The organism is Reyranella sp. (assembly GCF_004297265.1).
Lineage (GTDB): Bacteria > Pseudomonadota > Alphaproteobacteria > Reyranellales > Reyranellaceae > Reyranella.
This window is the reverse complement of record NZ_SCUT01000024.1, coordinates 124,425-145,545: the sequence shown is the minus strand read 5'-3', so window position 1 is coordinate 145,545 and position 21,121 is coordinate 124,425. Positions and strand designations below refer to the sequence as shown.

Sequence of the window (21,121 nt, the reverse complement as noted above, 5' to 3'; positions counted from 1 at the left end):
GCACCAAAAGAAAAGAAACCACGGAGGAAGCAAAAATGACCAGGATGACGCGTCGCGATTTCGGGCTTTTGACCGCTGGCTCGCTACTGGGGGGTGGCACCATCGGAACCTGGGGCACGGCTCACGCCCAGGCCCAGCAGGTGCTCAAAGTCGGTCTCATTCCTTCCGAGGATTCGCGGGCGATGCTGGCCCAAAGCAAGGACATCCTCGACGCGGTCGAGAAGAACTCCGGCATGAAGGTCCAGGGCTTCGTCGCCACCGACTATAACGGCGTCATCGAGGCGCTGCGCGCCAAGCACCTCGACATCGCCTATCTCGGGCCCTTCTCCTACGTGCTGGCCACCACCGTGACGCCGGTCGAAGCCTTCGCCATCGCCGAGACCGCCAAGGCCGGCCGCACCTACTACCACTCCAAGATCATCGCCCTGAAGTCGAGCGGCATCAAAACGCTCGACGATCTCAAGGGCAAGAACTTCGCCTTCGTCGATCCCGCCTCGACCTCGGGCTATGCCTTCCCCCTGGCCGGCCTGCTCAAGGCCGGCATCGAGCCCAAGCGCGACTTCAAGACGGTGATCTTCACCGGCGCGCACGACGCCAACGCGCTGGCCGTGGCCAACGGCAAAGTCGATGCCGCGACCATCGCCGACCGCATCCTCGACGCCGCCATCGCCAAGGGCCACATCAAGGCCGACCAGATCCAGGTGGTGTGGGAATCGCCGCCGATCCCGGAATCGCCGATGGTGTGGCGCAAGGACCTGTCGCCGGAAACGAAGGCCAAGGTGAAGGCCGCCTTCCTGTCGATCAAAGACCTCAACTGGTCCGACCAGGGCAAGCTGAACGGCTTCAAGGAAACCAACGACCAAGCCTACGACATCGTTCGCGAGACCGCGAAGCTCGCGAACATCGATCTCAAGAAGCAGAAGTAGCTACGCCTGCTCGCAGGGAGATCGCCCCATGATCGAAATCCGCGGCCTCGCCAAATCCTATGGCGATCACCAGGCGCTGCACGATGTCAGCCTCTCGATCCGGCCCGGCGAATTCGTCGTCGTGCTGGGACCGTCGGGCGCCGGCAAATCGACCCTGCTGCGCTGCATCAACCGGCTGATCGAGCCAACCGCCGGCGACATCGTGGTCGACGGCACCTCGCTATCGTCCAACCGCCGCGACCTGCGCCTGCTCCGGCGCAACGTCGCGATGATCTTCCAGCAGCACAATCTGGTGAAGCGCCTGTCGGTCTTGAAGAACGTGCTGGTCGGCCGCATGGCCGACCTTTCGCCGATCCTGAGCAGCCTGCAGCTCTTTCCCGAGGCCGACGTGAAGATCGCGCTGCACTGCCTCGAACAGGTGGCGATGGATCACAAGGCTCGCAATCGCGCCGATGCATTGTCGGGTGGCGAGCAGCAGCGGGTCGGCATCGCCCGCGCCCTGGCCCAGCAGCCCAAATTCATGCTGGCCGACGAACCGGTGGCGAGCCTCGATCCCAAGACCTCGCGCACCGTGCTCAACTACCTGAAGAAGAGTTGCAAGGAATCGAACATCGCCGTCCTCTGCAACCTTCACCAGATCGACTATGCGCTCGAGTTTGCCGAGCGGGTGGTGGGCCTCTCGGCCGGCCGCGTCGTCTATGACGGCGCGCCGGCGGGCGTGAGCGGCGACGTGATCCGCAGCATCTATCCCGGCCTCGACGATCCCAACGTACTCGACGCCGCGCAGCGTCTTACCGAGCGACGCCGCGCCGCGGCGGAAGCCGAGATTGCGCTCGCAGCCTCAGCCGCCTCCGTCGAAGAGAGGGCCTGACAATGTCCTTGCAATTCGTCGTCAACAAGCCGCGCGGTCCGCTCGGCTGGTGGATCATGGTCCCGATCGGGGGCCTCACGATCGCCGCTCTCTGGTGGTCGGCCGTCGGCACGCGCCTCAGCGTATCCGGCTTCGTCGAGGGCCTGCCCTGGATCGGCGACTTCATCGGCCGCATGCTGCCGCCCAACTTCGCCTTCATGCAGAAGCTGGTGCAGCCCGCCATCGAGACGGTGCAGATCGCGCTGTGGGGCACCCTGCTCGGCATCGTGCTGGCGCTGCCGGTCTGCTTCTTCGCGGCGCGAAACCTCTCGCCCTATGCCTGGGTGTTTCATGGGCTGCGCCAGGTCCTGAACGTGATGCGCGGCATCAACGAGATCATCCTGGCGTTGATCTTCGTCGCCGCCGTGGGCCTCGGCCCGTTTGCCGGCGTGCTGGCCATCGCGCTGCACGGCGCCGGCATGCTGGGCAAGTTCTTCGCCGAGGCGATCGAGGAAATCGACGAAGGTCCGCTCGACGCTCTGCGCGCGGCCGGCGCGAGCACTCTGCAACGGATCGTGTTCGGCGTATTGCCACAGGTCCTTCCGGCCTGGATCGGGGTCGTGCTCTATCGCTTCGAAACCAACATCCGCGTGTCGACGGTGCTGGGCATGGTTGGCGCGGGCGGCATCGGCTTCGAACTGATCAGCTCGATGAAGCTCTTCGCCTACGAGGACACGGCGGCCTGTGTCATCGTGATCCTGATCCTCGTGCTTGCCGCCGACCTCATGTCGTCGAAACTGCGTGCCATGATCCGATAGGACAATTCGCCAGCCGGACGGGCGCTCTCGACGCGGAAGTCCCATCACGCCATCCTCTCTGCAATTGGGTTTGGGAGGATGGCTTACATGCGTTTATGGATCGGATTCCTCGGTGTCGTGGCGGCGCTCGGCCTGTCGGCCGCGCCGGCGCTCGCGCAGAAGAGCGGCGGCACCTTCAAGATGTACATTGCGGACAATCCGCCGAGCACCTCGATTCACGAGGAAGCGACGACATCGACGGTCGTGCCCTTCATGGGACTCTACAACAATCTCGTCGTCTTCGATCAGCAGATTCCGCAGAACAGCCTCGAGTCGATCCGTCCCGACCTGGCCGAAAGCTGGTCGTGGAGCGAGGACGGCAAGAAGCTGACCTTCAAGCTGGTCGGCAATGCCAAGTGGCATGACGGCAAGCCCTTCACCTCGGCCGACGTGAAGTGCACGTGGGACATGCTGACGGGCAAGAGCGAGACCCAGAAGCTGCGCAAGAACCCGCGCATCTCCTGGTACTGGAACCTCAAGGAGGTCACGACCAACGGCGACCGCGAGGTGACCTTCCATCTCGGCCAGCCGCAACCCTCGCTGCTGATCCTGCTCGCTTCGGGCTACAGCCCCGTCTATTCCTGCCACGTGCCGACGGCACAGATGCGTACCAAGCCGATCGGCACCGGTCCCTTCAAGCTGGGCGAATTCAAGCAGAAGGAGATCGTCAAGCTCGTCCGGAACCCGGACTACTTCAAGAAGGGCAAGCCCTATCTCGACGGCATCGAGATGCCGATCGTGCCGGCCCGCGGCACCGCCATGCTGGGCTTCGTCTCGGGCCGCTTCGACATGACCTCGCCCTATGCCGTCACCATCCCGCTGCTCAAGGACATCAAGGCGCAGGCCTCGACTGCCGTCTGCGAGGTGGCGCCGATGAACAACAGCACCAACCTGATCGTGAACAGCGAGGCGCCGCCCTTCAACAATCCCGACATCCGTCGCGCAATGCTGCTCACCATCGACCGGCAATCCTTCATCAATATCCTCGCGCAGGGGGCCGGCGAGGCGGGCGGCGTCATGGAGCCAGCGCCGGGCGGCGTCTGGGGCATGCCGAAGGCGATGTTCGACACGGTCCAGGGATACGGGCCCGACGTCGCCAAGAACCGCGCTGAAGCGCAGGCCCTCATGAAGAAGGCAGGCTACGGGCCGGACAACAGGCTGAAGCTCAAGGTCTCGACCCGCAACCACCTGCTCTATCGCGACCCGGCGGTGATCCTGATCGACCAGCTGAAGGAGATCTACATCGACGGCGAACTCGACCTGGTCGACACCGCCTTGTGGTTCAACAAGGTCGCGCGCAAGGACTACTCGGTCGGCCTCAACACGACCGGCAACGGCGTCGACGACCCCGACCAGACCTACTTCGAGCACTATGCTTGCAAGTCGGAGCGCAACTATGTCGGCTACTGCAACCCCGAGATCGAGAAGCTCTTCCCGGTCCAGTCGGCCGAGCGCGACATCGAGAAGCGCAAGAAGCTCGTCTGGGAGATTGACAAGCAGATCCTCGAGGAGGGCTTCCGCCCGATCATCATGTGGAATGCCTCGGGAACCTGCTGGCACCCCTACGTGAAGGGTTTCCGCCCGATGGTGAACAGCCTCTACAACGGCTCGCGCTTCGAGGACGTCTGGCTGGACAAGTAGGCACGAGCTGCAAAGGCCGGGTCGCTACGAGCGGCCCGGCCGTTATAGTACTGTCGGAAGTAACGCGGGCGTGAACAACGCGCCTGTACGACACTCCAGGGAGGAGCTGACATGAGTTCATCACGACAGGTTCTGACGCGCCGGCACACCCTGACCGGCACGCTGCTCCTCACCTCGACAATACTCGCGACCGGCAAGGCGATGGCGGCCGACTGGCCGGAGCGGCCGATCCGCATGATCATCCCCTTCGCTGCGGGCGCCGGCGCCGACACAGTCGGCCGCACCTTCGGCGAGCAGCTTGCGAAGGCGCTTGGCCAGCCGGTCGTGATAGACAACAAGGGCGGCGCCGGCGGCCTGCTGGGCACTGCGGAAGGCGCGCGGGCGCCGGCCGACGGCTACACGCTGCTGCTCACCTCTCAGGGCGCGACTGTCTTCAACATGGGGCTCTACAAGTCGCCCGGATACGACCCGCTGAAGGATCTCATCCCGGTCTCCACGACCGGCATCCTGACCAACGTGATGGTCGTCTCGACCGCCAACCCGGCCAACACCGTCGCCGACGTGATCGCGCAGGCCCGTGCCAAGCCGGGCGAGCTGACCTACGGGTCGAGCGGGGTCGGCAGCAGCCTGCACATGTCGGGCGTGATCACGGAGCAGCGCACCGGGGTGAAGCTGCAGCACGTGCCCTATCGAGGGGCGCCGGCCGCCGTCCTCGCCGTGATCAACGGCGAGGTGACGATGGGCTTCTTCAATGCACCGACCGTGGTGGGCCAGATCAAGGCCGGCAAGCTGAAGGCGCTCGCCGTTACCACGAAAGACCGGTCGGTCATCCTGCCCGACGTGCCGACCATGATGGAGGCGGGCCTGCCCGACTTCGTCGTCGCCACGTGGCTGGGATTTGCGGTGCCGACCGGCACGCCGACGCCCATCGTGGCGCGCCTCAATGCCGAGATCGGCCGCATCGCCCAGATGCCGGAAGTGAAGGAGAAGCTCCTGGTCCAGGGCTTCGAGGTCCTGCCGCCGGATACGCCTGCCGCCGCCCGCAAGCTGATCGCTGACGACCAGGCGCTGTGGCTGCCCATCATCAAGGCGTCGGGCGCGACGGCGGAATAGTCAGTCGACGGCTGCCAGCCGGGAGCGCGGCAATCCCGCGATCTCCTGGATCAGTTTCTTCGTCATCGCCCGGCCGAACGCCCCATGATTCTCGGCAACGATGGTGAAGGCACCGGGACCGCCGATGACGTTGTCCTGGAAGTATTTTTCCAGTCCGCCCGGCGGGTTGGTGTGCTCGGGACGGAACGCTTCCTCGATGGGCGTCAGGATCACCAGCGCGTTGATCGTGATGTTCTTCGCCACCGCATCGTCACGCGCGTCGGTGACCAGGCGGCCGGCAATGTTGTTGCCATCGCCGGACACATCTATGACCCGTCGGTCGGCTGTGAACGGCGCGCGCTCGAGATGCATGACCGCGAAGTCGATGGCGGCGCTGATCGAGGTGCTGCCGGCAAAGGAGCGCGGAGTCTCGATCAGCTTGTCACCGAAATTGCGCGCCGAGGCACCGTCGCCGATCACCATCCAGTCGATGACGACGTTCTGCATGTTGGCCGAGGCCCATTCGACGAAGCAGATGGCGATGCGCCGGTTCGGACCTGACGTGATGGCCCGCACCACGTCGGGATGGGTGATGGCGGCCGCGGCACCCTCGCGCTGAAGCCTGAATTTGGGATCGGTCACGCTGCGCGACACGTCGGCGGCCAGCACCAGCAGCATGTCGACCGGCTCCGCGGCCCGCACCGCTGGAGAGAACAGCGCCAGCATCATGCCCAGCAGCGCAACAATCATCCTCATCGCACGCGACCTCACTTACCGGTTCCACTGAGTATAGGACGCCCGCTTCCGTCCGCGAGCCGCTTGGAGCCTTGGCAAAAGAGCTGTGCGGAACGCGGTCTGCGTGGAAATTCCTGCCCTGACGCGCCGCCGATACGCGACATTCTTGCTATTGCGAATTACTCGCGTATCTGGCTATTTTTGCTGCACTGCACTATATCCATCGCCCCGGCGTGGCGCCGGCCCGTTGCGTAGGAGTTTGCGCGTGAGTGCGTTGAGGAACGAGACCGTACTGTCGGTGCATCACTGGACCGACGAGTTGTTCAGCTTCCGGACGACCCGTGACAAGGGTTTCCGCTTCGCCAGCGGCCAGTTCACCATGATCGGCCTGAAGGTCGAGGGTAAACCGGTGCTCCGGGCCTACTCCATCGCCAGTCCCCATTACGTGGACGAGTTGGAGTTCTTCTCGATCAAGGTGCCCGACGGCAAGCTCACCTCGCATCTCAAGAACCTGTCCCCCGGCGATCCCGTGCTGGTGGGCGCCAAGGCGGTCGGCACCCTGCTGCTCGACAGCCTCACCCCCGGCCGCAATCTCTACCTGCTGGGCACCGGCACCGGCCTCGCCCCCTTCCTCTCGCTGGTGCGCGACCCGGACGTCTACGAGCGCTTCGAGAAGGTCGTCCTGGTCCATGGCTGCCGCCATGTCCGCGACCTCGCCTACCGCTCGACCCTGGCCGACGAGCTGCCGGCCGACGAGATCCTGGGCGACATGGTGCGCGACAAGCTCGTCTACTACCCGACCGTGACCCGCGAGCCCTTCAAGTATCGCGGCCGCATCTCACACCTGATCGAGAACGGCACCCTGGCCAAGGATGTCGGCCTGCCGCCGATGTCGCGCGAGAACGACCGCTTCATGCTCTGCGGCTCCGTCCAGATGCTGGCCGACATCCGCGCCCTCCTCGAAGGCATGGGCCTCACCGAGGGCAGCACCACCACGCCCGGCGAGTTCGTCGTCGAGAAGGCCTTCGTCGAATAACGGTTCCGCTTCGCGAGGCCCTGCACGTAGCGTGTGACGGTCGCTGGCGGCTAGGATGCCGGCGACAAACGCATGCCGTCAGGCTCGGGAAGAGGATTGAAAGTGACACTACCGCTCGAAGGGGTTCGCGTCATCGAAGTGGGCCAGGCGCTGGCCGGTCCGCTGGCCGGCGTGCTGCTGGCCGACATGGGCGCCGACGTCATCAAGATCGAGAAGCCGGACGGCGGCGACGATGCCCGCATCTGGGGCCCTCCGTTCGGCCCCGACGGCAAGACCTCGCTCTACTTCTATTCGCAGAACCGCAACAAGCGCTCGGTCGTGCTCGACCTGAAGCTCGCTGAAGACATCGAGAAGCTCCACGGGCTTTGCGAGACGGCTGACATCCTGATCCAGAACCTGCGGCCCGGCGTGGTCGACGAGGTCGGCATCGGGCCCGAGACGATGCTCGCGCGCCATCCGCGCCTCATCTACTGCTCGATCTGGGCCTTTGGCTACCAGGGCCCGCTGCGCATGAAGCCGGCCTTCGATCCGCTGCTGCAGGCCTATGGCGGCATGATGAGCGTGACCGGCCGGCCGGAGGATCCGCCGACCTTCTGCGGCGCCTCGATCAACGACAAGGCGACCGGCATGTTCTGCACCATCGGTGCGCTGGCCGCGCTGCGGCTGCGCGACAAGACCGGCAAGGGCTGCCTCGTCGACACCTCGCTCTTCGACTCGGCCGTGCATTGGGTCGAGGGTCAGGTGAACAGCTACATCGCCAACGGCACCGTCTCCCAGCGGCACGGCACCGGCAGTCCGGTGATCGTGCCCTACCAGACCTTCGACACGGCCGACCATCCGATCTGCCTGGCCCCTGGCAACGACCGGCTGTGGGCGCGCTGCGCCAAGGTGCTGGGCCATGACGAATGGGCGACCGATCCGAAGTTCGCCAGGAGCGCGCAGCGGGTTGCCCACAAAGCCGAGCTGCTGCCGATGATCGCCGAGGCTCTGAAGGCCCGGCCGCGCGCCGAATGGCTGGACGCCATGGAGAAGGCCGGCGTGCCCTGCGCCGCCGTGAACGATATCGGCGAGCTGGCGCGCACCGAGCAGATGGAAGCCTCGAAGCTCATCCAGCAATTGCCCGGCGGACCCAAGGTGGTCGGCCTGCCGATCTCCTTCGACCATGTGCGGCCGCATTCGCCGCGCTCCGCGCCGGCGCTGGGTGAACATACCGACGAAGTGCTGGGAAGCCTGCCGAAGTGACGCCCCCCGCCCCGTCTGCCGCCCTCGTTGCCCCCTGGCGCATCGGCGTCGACGTGGGCGGTACCTTCACCGACATGGTGCTGCGCGATGCCGCCGGCGCCGTGCGCATCTTCAAGTCGCCCTCCGTCCCGGCCGACCCCAGCGAAGGTGTGCTGGGCGTGCTGCGGCTGGCGGCCCAGCAGCTCGACATCACACTGACAGCGCTGCTGCGCGACTGCGCCCTGTTCGTGCACGGCTCGACGGTGGCGACCAACACGATCCTCGAGAAGAAGGGTGCCAAGGTCGGCCTGCTGACGACCGAGGGCTTCCGCGATTCGCTCGAGATCCGCCGCGGCATCCGCGAGAACCAGTGGGACCATCGCGCTCCCTTCCCGCAGGTGCTGGTGCCGCGTTACCTGCGCCTGCCGGTGCGCGGCCGCATCGCCGCCGACGGCACCGAGCTGACGCCAATTCGAGCGGAAGACGTCGACGCCGCCGCGAAGGTCTTCGCCGAGGAAGGCGTCGAGTCGGTCGCGGTCTGCCTGTTCAACTCCTTCCTCGACGGCGCCCACGAGCGCGCGGTCGGCGGCCAGCTCGCCAAGTCCTGGAACGGCAAGTGGGTCTCGCTGTCGAGCGAGGTCATGCCGACCATGGGCGAGTACGAGCGCGGTTCTACCGCCGTCGTGAACGCCTATGTGGCGCCCAAGGTGACGAGCTACCTGCGCGCCCTCGACGAGCAGCTGCGCCAGTTCGGCCTGCCGCGTTCGCTGCTGCTCCTGCAGAGCAATGGCGGCGCGGTGTCGGTCGACCAGGTGGCGGCACGGCCGGTCATGCTGGTCCTGTCCGGCCCGGCGGCCGGCGTCGGCGCGCTCAAGGGCTGTGCGGCGCCGGGCGAGAAAGCCAACCTGATCTCGATGGAGATCGGCGGCACGAGTTGCGACGTGATGGTGATGGCGCGCGGCGACGTGCCGGTCACCGACGAACTCACCATCGACGGCTATCACCTCACGACGCCTTCGGTGGAGATCCACACGGTCGGTGCGGGCGGCGGAACCGTCGCCTGGGTCGACGATGCCGGCCTCCTGCATGCCGGCCCGCAGGGCGCCGGCGCACGGCCCGGTCCCGCCGCGTATGGGCTGGGCGGCGAGAACCCGACCGTCACCGACGCTCAGCTCGTGCTGGGCCGGCTGCGTCCCGGCCCGCTGGCCGGCGGTGCGGTCACGCTCGACGCGGCACTCGCGCGCAAGGCTATCGAAACCAAACTCGCCAAGCCGCTCGGACTCTCGGTCGAGGACGCGGCTGCGGGCGTCATCCGGCTGCTGGAGCAGAACCTCCTGCATGCCGTCGAGCGACTCAGCATCGAGCGCGGCCACAATCCCGCGACCTTCACGCTGGTCGCCGCGGGCGGTGCCGGACCGATGCACGGTACCGCCGTCGCCCGCGCGCTCGGCAGCCGCCGCGCCCTGCTGCCGCGCGCCGCCGGCGCCTTCTGCGCCATGGGCATGCTGCAGTCCGATGTGCGGCAGGATTACCTGCAGGTTTTCCTGGCCGATCTCGACAAGGTCGAGACCACGACTCTGGAAGCAGGCTTCGCCCAGCTCGAAGCGCGCGCGAGAGAGGCGCTGGCCCGTGACGGGTTCGGCGCCGACGAGGTCGTGATCGAGCGCCAGCTCGACCTGCGCTACGACGGCCAGCAATGGCCGGTCCGTGCGCCGCTATCCGCCTCGGGCTTCGATGCCGCCGCGGCCCGCCAGGCTTTCGAAGCCGAGCATCAGCGTCTGTTCGGCCATATCCAGCCGGGCGGCCGCATCGACATCACCGCGCTGAGGGTCGTGGGCCGCGGCCGGCTGGACTGGACACCGCCCGCGGCGCGCTCACCGCAGACCGATGCGCCCAAGCCGCGCGAGACACGCAAGGTCTGGATCGATCCGGCGACCGGCTGGCTCGACGTGCCGATCTACGACGGCGCCGACCTGCGTCCCGGCTGCCGCCTCAATGGCCCGCTGCTGGTCGAGGAGCGCACGACGACTGCCTTCGTCGGCCCCAACGACCTGCTCGAAGTCGACGAACGCGACGATTTCCTCGTGCATGTCGGAGCCGCCGCATGAGCACCGCCACTCTCGATCCCGTCACCCTCGCGCTGGTGCAGAATCGGCTCGACCATATCTCGCACCAGATGGGCTGGGTGATGACGCGCACCGCGCGCTCGCCGATCTTCAGCCAGAGCCACGACTTCTCCTGCTTCATCGCCGATGCGCGCGGCACCCTGATCAGCCAAGCCGACGGCATCCCCATCCATACCGGCGGCGGCGGCTTCGCGGTGCGCGCCATCCTGCGCGACTTCAAGGGAGACATTGCGCCGGAGGACGTGTTCTTGCTGAACGATCCCTACACGGCGGGCGGCAACCACCTGCCCGACTGGGTGATCACGCGGCCGGTGTTCGTCGCTGGCAAGTTGGTGGCGTTCGCCTGCAACCGGGCCCACCAGGCCGATATCGGCGGCGGCGCGGCCGGCACCTACAATTCGGCGGCGACCGAGATCTTCCACGAGGGCATCCGCCTGCCGGTGCTCAAGCTGATCGAAGCCGGCAAAGTGCGCGAGGATCTTTGGCGTCTGCTGATGCTGAACACACGCCTGCCCGAGGCGCTCGACGGCGACCTGCGCGCCATGATCGGCTCGACGCGCATCGGCGCCGAGCGACTCGCGCTGCTGGTCGAGGAGCTGGGTGTCGATCGCGCCGACGAGTTCTTCGAGGGTGTGCTCGACCATGCCGACCGACGCTTCCAGACCTGCATCGACCGCCTGCAGCAGGGCGTGTGGAAGGGCGAGGAGCCGGTCGACAACGACTGCTTCGAGCCGATCGACGCGAAGATCGCCGTCATGATCACGGTGAAGGACCGCAAGCTGGTCGTCGATTTCGCCGGCACCTCGCCGCAGGTGCGCGGCTTCAAGAACAGCTCGATCGCCAACTCGACCTCGGCAGTGTTCATGTCGCTGGCTTCGTTCTTCGAGCCCGACCTGCCCAAGAACGAAGGCGCGTTCCGCAGCGTCGAGATCCGCCTGCCCGAGGGCACCTTGGTGAATGCGCGCATGCCGGCGCCGATGACCATGAACACGGTGTTCGTGGCCCACGAGATCATTCACGCGATGTGGAAGGCGCTGGCCCAGGCCATGCCCGAACGCGCCTCGGCCGGCTGGTCGAAGGCAGTGCACGCCGTCACGGCGGGCCTGCGCGACGACAAGGATGGAGGGGGCGGACGCTACGTCATGTACCAATGGGCCGGTGCGCCGGCCGGTGGTGGCGTCGAAGGTCGCGATGGCTTCCATCTGATCGGCCATCTCATCACCCTGGGCGGCCTCACGCTGCCGAACCTCGAAACCTACGAGCAGCTCTATCCGGCCCGTTTCCGTCGCCAGGAGCTGCGCTGCGACACCGCCGGGGCCGGCCGTTTCCGCGGTGGTGCCGGTTGCGACTACGAGGTCGAGATCTTCACCCCGGCCGACTATGCCTTCCGCGGCGAGGGCGCGGGCGCGCCGTCGAGCTTCGGTGTCGCGGGCGGCCGGGCCGGTGCCGGCGGCGAGGTCATTCTCACGCTGGCCGACGGCAAGCGCATCCAGGCGCCGAAATACGGCGTGGAACGCCATGGCGTGGCCACCTACCACGCGCTGTCGCCAGGCGGCGGCGGCTACGGCGATCCCAGAACGCGCGATCCGGAGCGGGTGCTGCGCGACGTGCGCGACGGAATCGTGAGTGCGGAACGCGCGGAAAATGACTATGCGGTGGCAATCGCCGCCGATGGTAGAAGCGTCGACAAGAAAAGAACCAATCAACTCAGGGAAGAAACATCATGGTCAACCGCCGCTCCTTCGTCGCAGGCTCCGTAGCCGCGCTCGCGCTGCCTTCGATCGCCTTCGGGCAGAGCGGGCAGATCCGCCTCGTCGTGCCCTACGGTCCCGGTGGCTCGACCGACACGGCCGGCCGCGTCCTGGCCGAGCGCATGTCGGCCGACACGGGCAAGACGATCGTGGTCGAGAACCGACCGGGCGGCGGCACGATGGTCGGGATGGTGAACGTCGCCAAGAGCAAGCCTGACGGCACCAGCCTGATGGTGCTGACCACCACGGCGGCGCTCCTGCCGGCCTTCGACATTCCGATGCAGATCGACCCGCAGAAGGACCTCGCGCCGGTGTCGCAGCTCGCCGACATCCCCTGCGTGCTCGCGGTCAATGCGAACAACCCGGCAAAGACCTTCCCAGAATTCATCGAGTGGGTGAAGGCGCAGCCCGGCCCCGTGCACTACTCGACCTCGAGCACCGGCGGCCTGCCGCACCTCTGGGGCGAGGTGATCGCCACGCGCACCGGTGGCAAGCTGCAGCACATTCCCTACAAGGCCGCCGCCGAGGCGCTGCGCGATGCGGTCGCCGGCCACGTACCCGCCTTCGTCGACGTGACAACGCCGGTGGATGCGCAGATCCGTGCCGGCACGATGCGCGGCCTGCTGTGCGGCGCCAAGAGCCGCGTTGCCAACATCCCGACCGTGCCGGTGGCGAGCGAACTTGGGCTCCCGGAGCTGGAGGCCGCCGTCTATTTCGGCGTGGCGACGACGGCCGGCACGCCGCCGGAGACCATCCAGCAGCTCAACGCGGCGGTGAATGCCGCGCTGAAGGTCGAGGCGGTGCGCGAGAAACTCATGTCGCTCGGCTTCATCCCGACCGGCGGCACCTCCGAAGCCTATGTGAAGCGCTTGGCCGACGAGACCGTGCGCTGGCGCAAGGTCATCAAGGAAGCGAAAATCCCGGCGCCGACCTGACGGCTGGCCCGGAGCGCGCAGTCTAGAACGAGCCGGTGAACTCGAACTCGATCGAGTTCCTCACATTGTCGATCTTCCAGGAGCTGAGGCGGCGCAGGAAGCTCTGCCCAAGCAGGGAGCGGCTGCGCGCTGGACTGACGGAGGCCATGACGTTCTCCATCGTGCGCTCGCCGATCCTGATCGACCGCAGGCGCACCATGCGCTGCTGAAGGCCGCTGCCGTCGGCCAGGGTGAAGCGCCGCTGCCCGAGCGAATCGGCCTCGGTGAGCGTGCCGTTGCGCTTCAGCTCCTCGGCGAGTTCCTCTGGGATCTGGACGTTGGCCGCGCCGGAATCGACGATGAAGTATGCCGTCGAGGTGCCGTTCACGGTGGCCGGCAGGACGAACACGCCGCCCATCCTCTGGAATCGCTCCGTCGCCCTCGCCAGCGCCGCGTCTGAGAGCGCCTTGGCGCTCGGCTTGCCCGACGCGGGATCGCCACCGCAGGGTGTCCAGCCCGGAGACGCCCCTTCGACAGGCCCGTAGCAATAGTTCGAGGCCGACAGCAGCTTTGAATAGGTGTCTCGCTGCTCGCAAGCGGCGATCGCTTCGAGGGCGGGTGTGGTCGGCGCTCGGCAGGCGGCATTGCTCCTCTGCCATTGGGCGATGAACTGCGGCGCCTCCTGTGGCTGCGCCTGCAGTGACACAGCTTCCAAGAGCAGCGTCGCGGCAAGCGTCGCCAGGAAGTGGGTCGATCTCATCGCTTCCGCCCCGATCAGGATTGCAGCCGGTTGGACACTCCCGCGCTCAACCTGTACGAAGTCTATACCATCGCCCACCAAATGGTCGGCCTGCGATGGCTGAGAGATGTGTGTGCTCCCGCCCGCGTACCGAGGCGACCGCATCTGGACCGGCCCGAGTTGCCGGTCTCGTTCTCGAGCTTCCTCGTTCTGTCGAATGCCGGCTGTGCAATCCTGCGCGCGCCGAGCTGACAGGGGCCGCACGGCCCCGGAAAGACTTCACATGGAAATGCCAAAGAACATCTCCACCCTGATCTGGAGCGCCGTCGGCGGCGCCGTCCTCACCATGGCCGTCGGCTTCACCTGGGGCGGCTGGGTCACCGGCGGAACCGCGCGCAAGGAGTCTGCTGCGGCGGTTCGCGACGCCGTCGTCGTCGCCCTGGCGCCGATCTGCGTCGACCGCTTCAGCCGCCAGAGCGATGCTGCCGTAAAGATTGCCGAACTCGGCAAGGCCAGCACCTGGGACCGCGGCAACGTGATCGCCAAGAGCGGCTTCGCCACGATGCCGGGCGCCAAGGACGCCGATTCCGACGTGGCGCGCGCCTGCGCCGAAATCCTGGCGAACCCGCCTACACCCAAGACCTGAGCAAAAGGGACGCCGGCCCACCAGCCGTCGCCACTCCTACGGCTTGATCTGGGTTCGAGTCCGGCGGGCCTCGTAGGCCTTCAGATGAGCGTAGGCCAACCGCAGCATCGGGAAACCGTCCGTCCCGCCGCTGCGCTTCAGCAGGTCGCCCAGCATGTGATCCGCTTCGATGGGCCGGCCGCTTTCGACGTCGCGCAGCATCGAGGCGGTGAACGGCGAGCCCGCGCTCGTGAGCATGGTCTTGCCGCGCTGCACGGACGCCGGTCTCGGCGCGAAGCCCTGCGACGCGGCGATGGACGAGATTTCATCGAACAGGGACAGGGTCCGGTCAGTCGCTCCTGCCGCCACGATGTCGCCCACCGCCGCGCGCATCAGGCAGGTGATGCCGGCGGCGGTCGAGATGAACACCCACTTCTCCCACATTTCCTGGAGGATCGCGTCGCTCGGGCCGCCCTGCATCCCGGCGGCGGCAAAGGCCTCGGCGATGGCGTCGATGCGCGGTGTGCGCGGCCCCGACCGTTCACCGAAGGAGATCGTGCCGCCATCGTTCAGATGCAGCACCCGCCCTTCGGGATCGAGCACCAGCGAGATGGCGCACTGGCCGCCCAGTACCGCCTTCTCGCCGAAGCGCGCCACCAGCGAGTCGAGATGACTCATGCCGTTGAGCAGCGGCAGGATCGCCGTGCTCGGCCCGACGGCGGCGGCGAAAGAGTCCATCGCATTGTCGAGGTCGAAGGCCTTGCAGCTCAGCAGGACGAGGTCGTAGTGGCCGGTCAGCTTGTCCGCGGTGACCATGGGCGGCGGCGGCAGGGCGAGATCTCCCAGCTTGCTCTTCACGATCAGGCCGGTCTTCGCGAGTTGCGCCGCACGGCCCGGCCGCACCAGGAAGGTGACGTCACTCCCGGCCGCCAGCAGGCGCGCGCCGAAATAGCCGCCGATCGCGCCGGCACCGACCACGAGAATACGCATGTCCAGATCCCTCAGGCTTCGATACGGCCGACCTTAGGGAAGGTGGCGGCCGGCTTCGCGCGACAATTCCTCGGTATTGGCCTAGCGATCCTTTGCCATCTCGGCCTTTTCGAGCGCGGCCGCGGGGTCCTGCGTCAAGTCGGCATGTAGGAACTCGGCCGTCTCGGGAATCGCAAGGTGGAGGTTGTCGAGGTCGTGGACCTCGACGTCGAGCGACGCTGCCTTCGCGCCCAGGACATGACCGCCGCTCTTACGATCCTTGGTCAGGAAATGCAGGTGCCATCCTGCCACGCCGATCGTGCGTGAATAGGCCGGCGTCCAGAAGCCCAGCATCGTCCCCCTGACGTTCTGTTGTCGGAACTCGGCCTGCGCGTCGGTCGCCTTGTCGAGGTGCACGCCCGCCTCGACCTTGCAGGCGACCCGCCAGTAGACCTCGTCGAAATGACCGTCGAGGCGCACGGCAAAGAAAAGATTGTCCGAGCGCCGCAGCCTGTCGAGCGCCGCGATGAGCGACGACATGGACTCGATGTTCTCGATCCTGCCCCGGTGCTGGGGATGAAAGTTCGTCAGCGTCGCGAACGGCACGGACGCACTGTCGGACGGCGAAGTGATGCTGCCGTCGGCATGGGCCTGGTAGAACGCGCCGTCGAGCACGACCATCTCGCCGTCGAGCCCCTCGAATGTGCCGAGGCCGAAGTCGCCGTGCGGCCTGAGACCTCCGACTGTGACAGCCTTGTTATAGACGCCCTGCACCAGCGCACCCGTGGTCGAGACCTGGAACAGGGTCGAATGATCGAGGCCCAGCGCGTCGGACAATGCTCTCGACACGAAATGGCGCAGCGGCTCGCCAGTCTTCTCGCAGTGCGCCACAAGCGCGTCCATGAGCGATTGATACACTTCGGTCGTCAACCTCGGCATTGCGCCTTCCTTCCTCCGCGGGCGACAAGGGCTGCCCGGACGGGCATGATCACCCGGACGCAGCCTGGAATCGAGAGCGGAGCGACACGATGAGCGACCCGAAGAACGGCGCACACCTTCTGGTGCGGAACCTCGAGGCCCAGGGTGTCGAGTACATCTTCGGCATTCCCGGCGCCAAGATCGATCCCGTGTTCGACGCGCTGGTCGAGTCGAGGATCAAGCTGGTCGTCTGCCGGCACGAGCAGAATGCGACCTTCATCGCGGGCGGCCTCGGCCGCCTCACCGGCAAGGCCGGCGTGGTGCTCGTGACCTCGGGTCCCGGCGTCTCCAATTTGGCCACCGGCCTAGCCACCGCCAACACCGAGGGTGATCCCGTGGTGGCGCTGGGCGGCGCCGTGCCGATCGCCGACCGGCTGAAGCAGGCGCACCAGAGCATGGACACGGTGGCGCTGCTGCGGCCGGTCACCAAGTACGCTGCCGAGATCGACTCCCCGTCGGCCATTTCCGAGGCCATTGCATCAGCGTTTCGCGCCGCCGAGTCCGGCCGGCCGGGCACGGCCTTTCTTGGCCTGCCGAAGGACGTGATGAAGGCATCTGCGCCCGGGCCCGTCTTGACGCCGGCAGTGGTGCCGCAGCTGGGGGCCGCCAACAGCGACGCGATCGCCGAAGCCGCCAGAATGATCGACGCCGCCGAACGCCCGGTGGTGCTGCTGGGCATGCTGGCGAGCCAGGGTCCCGTAGCCGAAGCGGTGCGCGTGCTGCTCGCCCGGACCCGGCTGGCGGTCGCCGGCACCTATCAGGCCGCGGGCGTGGTGCCGCGCGACCGGCTCGACTGCTTCGGCGGCCGGGTCGGGCTGTTCCATAACCAGCCGGCCGACCGGCTGCTCGACCAGGCGGACGTCGTGATCACGATCGGATTCGATCCGGTGGAATACGATCCGGGACTCTGGAACGCCGGGCGCAAGCGCAAGCTGATCCATATCGACTGCATCCCGGCCGACTACGACCAATGCTACCGCCCCGATATCGAGTTGATGGGCGACAGCGCCGCCACATTGCGCGCGCTCTCGGCGCTGCTGAGGCCAAAGGAACACCCGACGCAGTCGGCCTTGCTGGCCGAGATCCATAACGAGCGCACGACGGTCGCCGCAGAAGCGGCGAAGCGCAACGGCGCGCCGGTCCATCCGCTGCGGCTGGTACATGAACTGCAGACGCTGATCGACGAGGACGTGACGCTCTGCTCCGACATGGGCTCGTTCCACATCTGGATGGCGCGGCATTTGATCAGCCACCGGCCGCGGCAGATCCTGATCAGCAACGGGCAGCAGACCCTTGGCGTCGCCCTGCCCTGGGGCATCGCGGCCTGCCTGGCGGAGCCCGGTCGCAAGGTGATCTCCATCTCCGGTGACGGCGGCTTCCTGTTTTCCGCCGTCGAGCTGGAGACGGCGGTGCGCCTCAAGTGCAACTTCGTGCACGTCGTCTGGATCGATGGCAGCTACAACATGGTCGGCATCCAGCAGGTCGCAGCCTACGGCCGCGATTCAGGCGTGCATTTCGGCCCGGTCGACCTCGTCAAGTTCGCCGAGTCGATGGGCGCGCAGGGACTCATGATCAGGGATGCCGACGAAGTCGGACCGACCCTGCGCAAGGCGATGGCAATGGAAGGGCCGGTGCTGGTCGGCGTCCATGTCGACTATCGCGACAATCCCGGCCTGATGGCCGCGATGCACGAGGACGTCATCATCTGACGCCGTCGAGCCACGGCCCGCCTTCAGCGCAGGCCGTAGGACCGGCGGCCGGCCGACGTGAGGTCGACCGCCCAAGCGCCGAGCAGGCAGAGGAAGGCCAGGATCGCCCCGAGCGAGCGGACGTGGTTCCACGACGCCCATGGCACCGAGAAGTCCTTCCAGTAGCTCGCGGCATTGGCATCGGCGCCCGCCACGGTGGCGAGCGTCTCGTTCAACGGCACGTTGACCTGCAGGGTGACGCCGATCACGGCGGCGGCGTAGATCAGCGCCGCGAGGGCGGCAAGACGTGACGCGCCGCGATGCCCCGCCGAGCGGGCGCCGAGTGCCGCCAGCAGCGGCAGAACCAAGGCGCCGAAAAAGACGACGGCAAAGAGCGGACTGCGCACGATGGTGTTGATGCCGTGCATCGAATTCACTGCCGACATGGCGCCACCGAGATCGAGGCCTGGCATGACTATGGTGGAGAAGGAATAGAAGATGCCCGCGTTCAGCGCGGTGCACAGCAAGGCGAGGACGAAGAAGACGTGGCGCATCCCTGAAACTCCGCTGACCCACCCTACGAAGCTGAAGCCCTAGCCGAGGCCGTTGCCGCCGTAAAGCCACTCCAGAGAGTCGAGCCACTGATCCTGCGTCCGAGCGCCCATCATCGCGTTGCGCAAGGCCGCGTGCGGGCCGGCCGGATGATAGACGTGATCGCCCATGGCGCGGGACATCAGCTGTGTTCTTGCGGTGCGCAGGACGCGGCGGTCGCGATAGGTGACGAGACCTGCCTCGATGGAATCGCTGCGGGATAGCGAATCGGCGAGGCAGACGGCATCCTCCATCGCCATGCAGCCTCCCTGTGACATGTACTGCAGCATGGGGTGTGCAGCGTCTCCGAGCAGCGCCACCCGCCCATCGACCCAACGGTCGACCGGATCGCGGTCACAGAGAACCCACATGTGCCAGTTCCGGCCACAGCCTATGATGTTCCGCGCCCGTTCGCAGACATGCGCGAAGCCCTTGCGCACCTCTTCCGTCTCGACCGGCCGGCCGGCGACGGGTTCGGGCGCGTGGTTGTGATAGGTCACAACGAGGTTGAAGAGCTTCCAGCCGGACAACGGGTAGTGAACGATGTGGCACTTCGGCCCGGCCCATAGGGTGGCAGCGTTCCAGCGCAGATCCTCCGGCATCTGGTCAGTCGGGATCACCGAGCGGTAGGTCGTGTGTCCCGAGACACGCGGCGGCCCGTCGTTGGTGACCTGCGCCCGCACGTTCGACCATAGCCCGTCGGCGCCGATCAGGGCGCGGCCCCGCACCGTCTCGCCCGTTCGAAGCCGGGCGGCGACCGACGTGCCATCCTGATCATAGCCGGTGACCTCGGCATTGGTGCGCAGTTCGATCAGGGGATGATCTTCGCATCCTTTCAAGAATACGCCGTGCAGGTCACCGCGATGCACGACGGCATAGGGATTGCCGAAGCGGGCGCGGAACTTGTTGCCCAGATCGATGTGGCAGATTTCGCCGTCGGCCAGCGCATCCATCAGGCGCAGCTGGTCGATATAGACCGCCATGCTGCGCGCCGCCTCGCCGACGCCGAGCCGGTCGAAGCAGTGGAAGGCGTTGGGGCCCAGCTGGATGCCAGCGCCGATCTCGCCGAGGCGGCTCGCCTTCTCGAGCACCTGCGAGGCGATGCCCTTCTGGGCGAGCGCCAGCGCCGCAGCCAGTCCGCCAATGCCGCCGCCGGCGATGAGGATCCTATCGGGGGCCACCGATGACCTTGTCGTCGTGCAACCGGGCGATCTCGTGCCCGGGCAGGCCGAGGATACCCGAAAGGATCTCGTCCGTATGCTGGCCCAGGACGGGCGCCGGTTGCGGTGGCTGGCGCGGCACGGCGCCGAACTGCATCGGCGAGGCGGCGACGGGGTAACGGCCGATGCCCGGCTGATCGAGGATCGTGAACATTGGATTGTCGAGCACGTTCGCCCTGTCGGCGGCCAGTTCGCGGAACGTCTGGTAGGGCGCCCAGAGAGCACCCGCCTTCTTGAGCGCAGCCGAGACATCGGCCGCATCATGGGCCGCGACCCACGGTTCGATCACGGCGATGAGCTGCTGGCGGGCGTTCCAGCGGCCGGCATCGCTCTTGAGGTCGACACCCGTCTCGGCCTCGATCTTCCTGAAGGCGTCCGCGAACCCGCCCGCGGCGGCCAGCGCGTCGACATGGCGGTCCGAGAAGATGCAGATCATCACGAAGCGGCCATCCTTCGTGCGGAAGTCGCGGCCGAAGGTACCGAAGATCTCGTTGCCAAAGCGCGGCCGGTCGACGCCGTTCACCACCGCTTCGCCGATGTAGCCCAGCGCCGAGGTGGTCGCGAGCGCCATGTCCTGCAGCGGCAACACGATCTTCTGCCCCTGCCCCGTCATCCGGCGGTGACGCTCGGCGGCGAGCAGCGACAGGGCGCCGGCATAGGCGGCGGCGAGATCCCAGGGCGGGCAGACCGCGTTCACCGGACCTTCATGACCGACCGGGCCGGTGACCATGGAAAATCCGGTGATGGCGTTCACCGTGTAGTCGACATGGGCCGAACCGTCGCGCGCGCCGATGATGTTGAGCGCGATCAGGTCGGCACGCTTCTTCGCCAGCTCCTCGTAGGCGAGCCAGCCGCGGGCCGGCATGTTGGTCGTGAAGATGCCGGCGCCCTCGCCCGGTGCAGTGATCAGCGCCGTGAGCAGTTCGCGGCCGCGGGGATTGCGCAGGTCGACGGCGATCGAGCGTTTGCCCTTGTTCAGGCCGGCCCAGTAGATCGACCGCCCGCTGTCCGTGACCGGCCAGCGCTCATTGTCGAGGCCGCCCTTGATGTCGTCGAAGCGGATCACGTCGGCACCCATCTGGGCGAGCGTCATGCCACCCAGCGGCGCGGCGATGAACGCCGAGCCCTCGACGATGCGGAGGCCCGCAAGAATGCCTGTCAT

19 protein-coding genes are annotated in these 21,121 nt (G+C 66.8%); 12 read left to right on the top strand and 7 right to left on the bottom strand.

Annotation, left to right across the window (positions count from 1 at the left end; genetic code table 11):
• The first annotated feature begins 35 nt into the window (after positions 1–35).
• From phnD to EPO41_RS09535, 5 genes are all read left to right on the top strand, one after another.
• Positions 36–926 carry a phosphonate ABC transporter substrate-binding protein gene (gene phnD, locus EPO41_RS09555; protein WP_296323812.1) on the top strand — a complete coding sequence of 297 codons (891 nt, stop codon included), beginning with the start codon at positions 36–38 and terminating at the stop codon, positions 924–926.
• Between the two features lie 28 nt (positions 927–954).
• Positions 955–1,797 carry a phosphonate ABC transporter ATP-binding protein gene (phnC, locus tag EPO41_RS09550; protein WP_296323809.1) on the top strand — a complete coding sequence of 281 codons (843 nt, stop codon included), beginning with the start codon at positions 955–957 and terminating at the stop codon, positions 1,795–1,797.
• A gap of 2 nt (positions 1,798–1,799) precedes the next feature.
• The gene (gene phnE / locus EPO41_RS09545) at positions 1,800–2,594 is read left to right on the top strand and encodes a phosphonate ABC transporter, permease protein PhnE (protein WP_295139652.1); all 795 of its coding nucleotides are present in this window, start codon (positions 1,800–1,802) and stop codon (positions 2,592–2,594) included.
• A gap of 180 nt (positions 2,595–2,774) precedes the next feature.
• Complete coding sequence (locus EPO41_RS09540; protein WP_296324406.1) at positions 2,775–4,274, top strand: ABC transporter substrate-binding protein; 1,500 nt, start codon at positions 2,775–2,777, stop codon at positions 4,272–4,274.
• Positions 4,275–4,385: 111 nt separating this feature from the next.
• Positions 4,386–5,387 (top strand): tripartite tricarboxylate transporter substrate binding protein, encoded by a 1,002-nt coding sequence (locus tag EPO41_RS09535; protein ID WP_296323805.1) that lies wholly within the window; start codon positions 4,386–4,388, stop codon positions 5,385–5,387.
• Here the strand turns inward: EPO41_RS09535 and EPO41_RS09530 are convergent, their stop codons facing one another.
• Complete coding sequence (locus EPO41_RS09530; RefSeq protein WP_296323802.1) at positions 5,388–6,122, bottom strand: DUF1194 domain-containing protein; 735 nt, start codon at positions 6,120–6,122, stop codon at positions 5,388–5,390. It abuts the gene before it with no gap.
• 244 nt (positions 6,123–6,366) lie between these two features.
• On the opposite strand from EPO41_RS09530, the gene EPO41_RS09525 reads away from it, so the two are divergent.
• The 5 genes from EPO41_RS09525 to EPO41_RS09505 all read left to right on the top strand — a co-directional run bounded on the left by EPO41_RS09525 (position 6,367) and on the right by EPO41_RS09505 (position 13,170).
• On the top strand, positions 6,367–7,137 hold the full coding sequence (locus tag EPO41_RS09525) for a ferredoxin--NADP reductase (RefSeq protein ID WP_296323799.1): 771 nt from the start codon (positions 6,367–6,369) through the stop codon (positions 7,135–7,137).
• Positions 7,138–7,239: 102 nt separating this feature from the next.
• On the top strand, positions 7,240–8,379 hold the full coding sequence (locus EPO41_RS09520; protein WP_296323791.1) for a CoA transferase: 1,140 nt from the start codon (positions 7,240–7,242) through the stop codon (positions 8,377–8,379).
• Complete coding sequence (locus tag EPO41_RS09515; protein WP_296323787.1) at positions 8,376–10,466, top strand: hydantoinase/oxoprolinase family protein; 2,091 nt, start codon at positions 8,376–8,378, stop codon at positions 10,464–10,466. Before EPO41_RS09520 ends, EPO41_RS09515 begins: the two co-directional genes overlap by 4 nt.
• On the top strand, positions 10,463–12,244 hold the full coding sequence (locus EPO41_RS09510) for a hydantoinase B/oxoprolinase family protein (protein WP_296323785.1): 1,782 nt from the start codon (positions 10,463–10,465) through the stop codon (positions 12,242–12,244). The genes EPO41_RS09515 and EPO41_RS09510 overlap by 4 nt, the downstream gene beginning before the upstream one ends.
• Positions 12,208–13,170, top strand: coding sequence for a tripartite tricarboxylate transporter substrate binding protein (locus EPO41_RS09505; RefSeq protein ID WP_296323782.1), 963 nt, complete (start codon positions 12,208–12,210; stop codon positions 13,168–13,170). Before EPO41_RS09510 ends, EPO41_RS09505 begins: the two co-directional genes overlap by 37 nt.
• A 22-nt stretch (positions 13,171–13,192) precedes the next feature.
• Here EPO41_RS09505 and EPO41_RS09500 read toward each other — a convergent pair whose 3' ends face one another.
• A complete protein-coding gene (locus tag EPO41_RS09500; RefSeq protein ID WP_296323779.1) occupies positions 13,193–13,909 on the bottom strand; it encodes a retropepsin-like aspartic protease in 717 nt (238 codons plus the stop codon).
• 262 nt (positions 13,910–14,171) lie between these two features.
• Here EPO41_RS09500 and EPO41_RS09495 point away from each other — a divergent pair, with 262 nt between their 5' ends.
• Entirely contained in the window at positions 14,172–14,534 is a 363-nt protein-coding gene (locus tag EPO41_RS09495; RefSeq protein ID WP_296323775.1) for a hypothetical protein, read from the top strand.
• Between the two features lie 36 nt (positions 14,535–14,570).
• Here the strand turns inward: EPO41_RS09495 and panE are convergent, their stop codons facing one another.
• Positions 14,571–15,503, bottom strand: coding sequence for a 2-dehydropantoate 2-reductase (gene panE, locus EPO41_RS09490; RefSeq protein WP_296323772.1), 933 nt, complete (start codon positions 15,501–15,503; stop codon positions 14,571–14,573).
• A gap of 81 nt (positions 15,504–15,584) precedes the next feature.
• Positions 15,585–16,385, bottom strand: coding sequence for an acetolactate decarboxylase (budA, locus tag EPO41_RS09485; protein WP_296323771.1), 801 nt, complete (start codon positions 16,383–16,385; stop codon positions 15,585–15,587).
• Between the two features lie 125 nt (positions 16,386–16,510).
• On the opposite strand from budA, the gene alsS reads away from it, so the two are divergent.
• Positions 16,511–18,169: an acetolactate synthase AlsS gene (gene alsS, locus EPO41_RS09480; RefSeq protein ID WP_296323769.1), complete on the top strand. Its 1,659-nt coding sequence runs from the start codon at positions 16,511–16,513 to the stop codon at positions 18,167–18,169.
• Positions 18,170–18,192: 23 nt separating this feature from the next.
• Here alsS and EPO41_RS09475 read toward each other — a convergent pair whose 3' ends face one another.
• Genes EPO41_RS09475 through EPO41_RS09465 form a run of 3 tightly spaced genes read right to left on the bottom strand, consistent with a single transcriptional unit; the run spans position 18,193 to position 21,121 of the window.
• Positions 18,193–18,702 carry an anthrone oxygenase family protein gene (locus tag EPO41_RS09475; protein ID WP_296323767.1) on the bottom strand — a complete coding sequence of 170 codons (510 nt, stop codon included), beginning with the start codon at positions 18,700–18,702 and terminating at the stop codon, positions 18,193–18,195.
• Between the two features lie 39 nt (positions 18,703–18,741).
• On the bottom strand, positions 18,742–19,920 hold the full coding sequence (locus tag EPO41_RS09470; RefSeq protein ID WP_296323765.1) for a 3-hydroxybenzoate 6-monooxygenase: 1,179 nt from the start codon (positions 19,918–19,920) through the stop codon (positions 18,742–18,744).
• A complete protein-coding gene (locus tag EPO41_RS09465) occupies positions 19,907–21,121 on the bottom strand; it encodes a CoA transferase (RefSeq protein WP_296323763.1) in 1,215 nt (404 codons plus the stop codon). Before EPO41_RS09465 ends, EPO41_RS09470 begins: the two co-directional genes overlap by 14 nt.

Excerpts from the sequence above, each read along its gene's own strand:
- phnD (WP_296323812.1), top strand. The coding sequence starts at position 36 with ATGACCAGGATGACGCGTCGCGATTTCGGGCTTTTGACCGCTGGCTCG.
- EPO41_RS09505 (WP_296323782.1), top strand. The coding sequence starts at position 12,208 with ATGGTCAACCGCCGCTCCTTCGTCGCAGGCTCCGTAGCCGCGCTCGCG.
- EPO41_RS09465 (WP_296323763.1), bottom strand. The coding sequence starts at position 21,121 with ATGACAGGCATTCTTGCGGGCCTCCGCATCGTCGAGGGCTCGGCGTTC.
- phnC (WP_296323809.1), top strand. The coding sequence starts at position 955 with ATGATCGAAATCCGCGGCCTCGCCAAATCCTATGGCGATCACCAGGCG.
- alsS (WP_296323769.1), top strand. The coding sequence starts at position 16,511 with ATGAGCGACCCGAAGAACGGCGCACACCTTCTGGTGCGGAACCTCGAG.
- budA (WP_296323771.1), bottom strand. The coding sequence starts at position 16,385 with ATGGACGCGCTTGTGGCGCACTGCGAGAAGACTGGCGAGCCGCTGCGC.
- EPO41_RS09510 (WP_296323785.1), top strand. The coding sequence starts at position 10,463 with ATGAGCACCGCCACTCTCGATCCCGTCACCCTCGCGCTGGTGCAGAAT.
- EPO41_RS09535 (WP_296323805.1), top strand. The coding sequence starts at position 4,386 with ATGAGTTCATCACGACAGGTTCTGACGCGCCGGCACACCCTGACCGGC.
- EPO41_RS09540 (WP_296324406.1), top strand. The coding sequence starts at position 2,775 with ATGTACATTGCGGACAATCCGCCGAGCACCTCGATTCACGAGGAAGCG.
- phnE (WP_295139652.1), top strand. The coding sequence starts at position 1,800 with ATGTCCTTGCAATTCGTCGTCAACAAGCCGCGCGGTCCGCTCGGCTGG.
- EPO41_RS09530 (WP_296323802.1), bottom strand. The coding sequence starts at position 6,122 with ATGAGGATGATTGTTGCGCTGCTGGGCATGATGCTGGCGCTGTTCTCT.
- EPO41_RS09500 (WP_296323779.1), bottom strand. The coding sequence starts at position 13,909 with ATGAGATCGACCCACTTCCTGGCGACGCTTGCCGCGACGCTGCTCTTG.
- EPO41_RS09495 (WP_296323775.1), top strand. The coding sequence starts at position 14,172 with ATGGAAATGCCAAAGAACATCTCCACCCTGATCTGGAGCGCCGTCGGC.
- panE (WP_296323772.1), bottom strand. The coding sequence starts at position 15,503 with ATGCGTATTCTCGTGGTCGGTGCCGGCGCGATCGGCGGCTATTTCGGC.
- EPO41_RS09475 (WP_296323767.1), bottom strand. The coding sequence starts at position 18,702 with ATGCGCCACGTCTTCTTCGTCCTCGCCTTGCTGTGCACCGCGCTGAAC.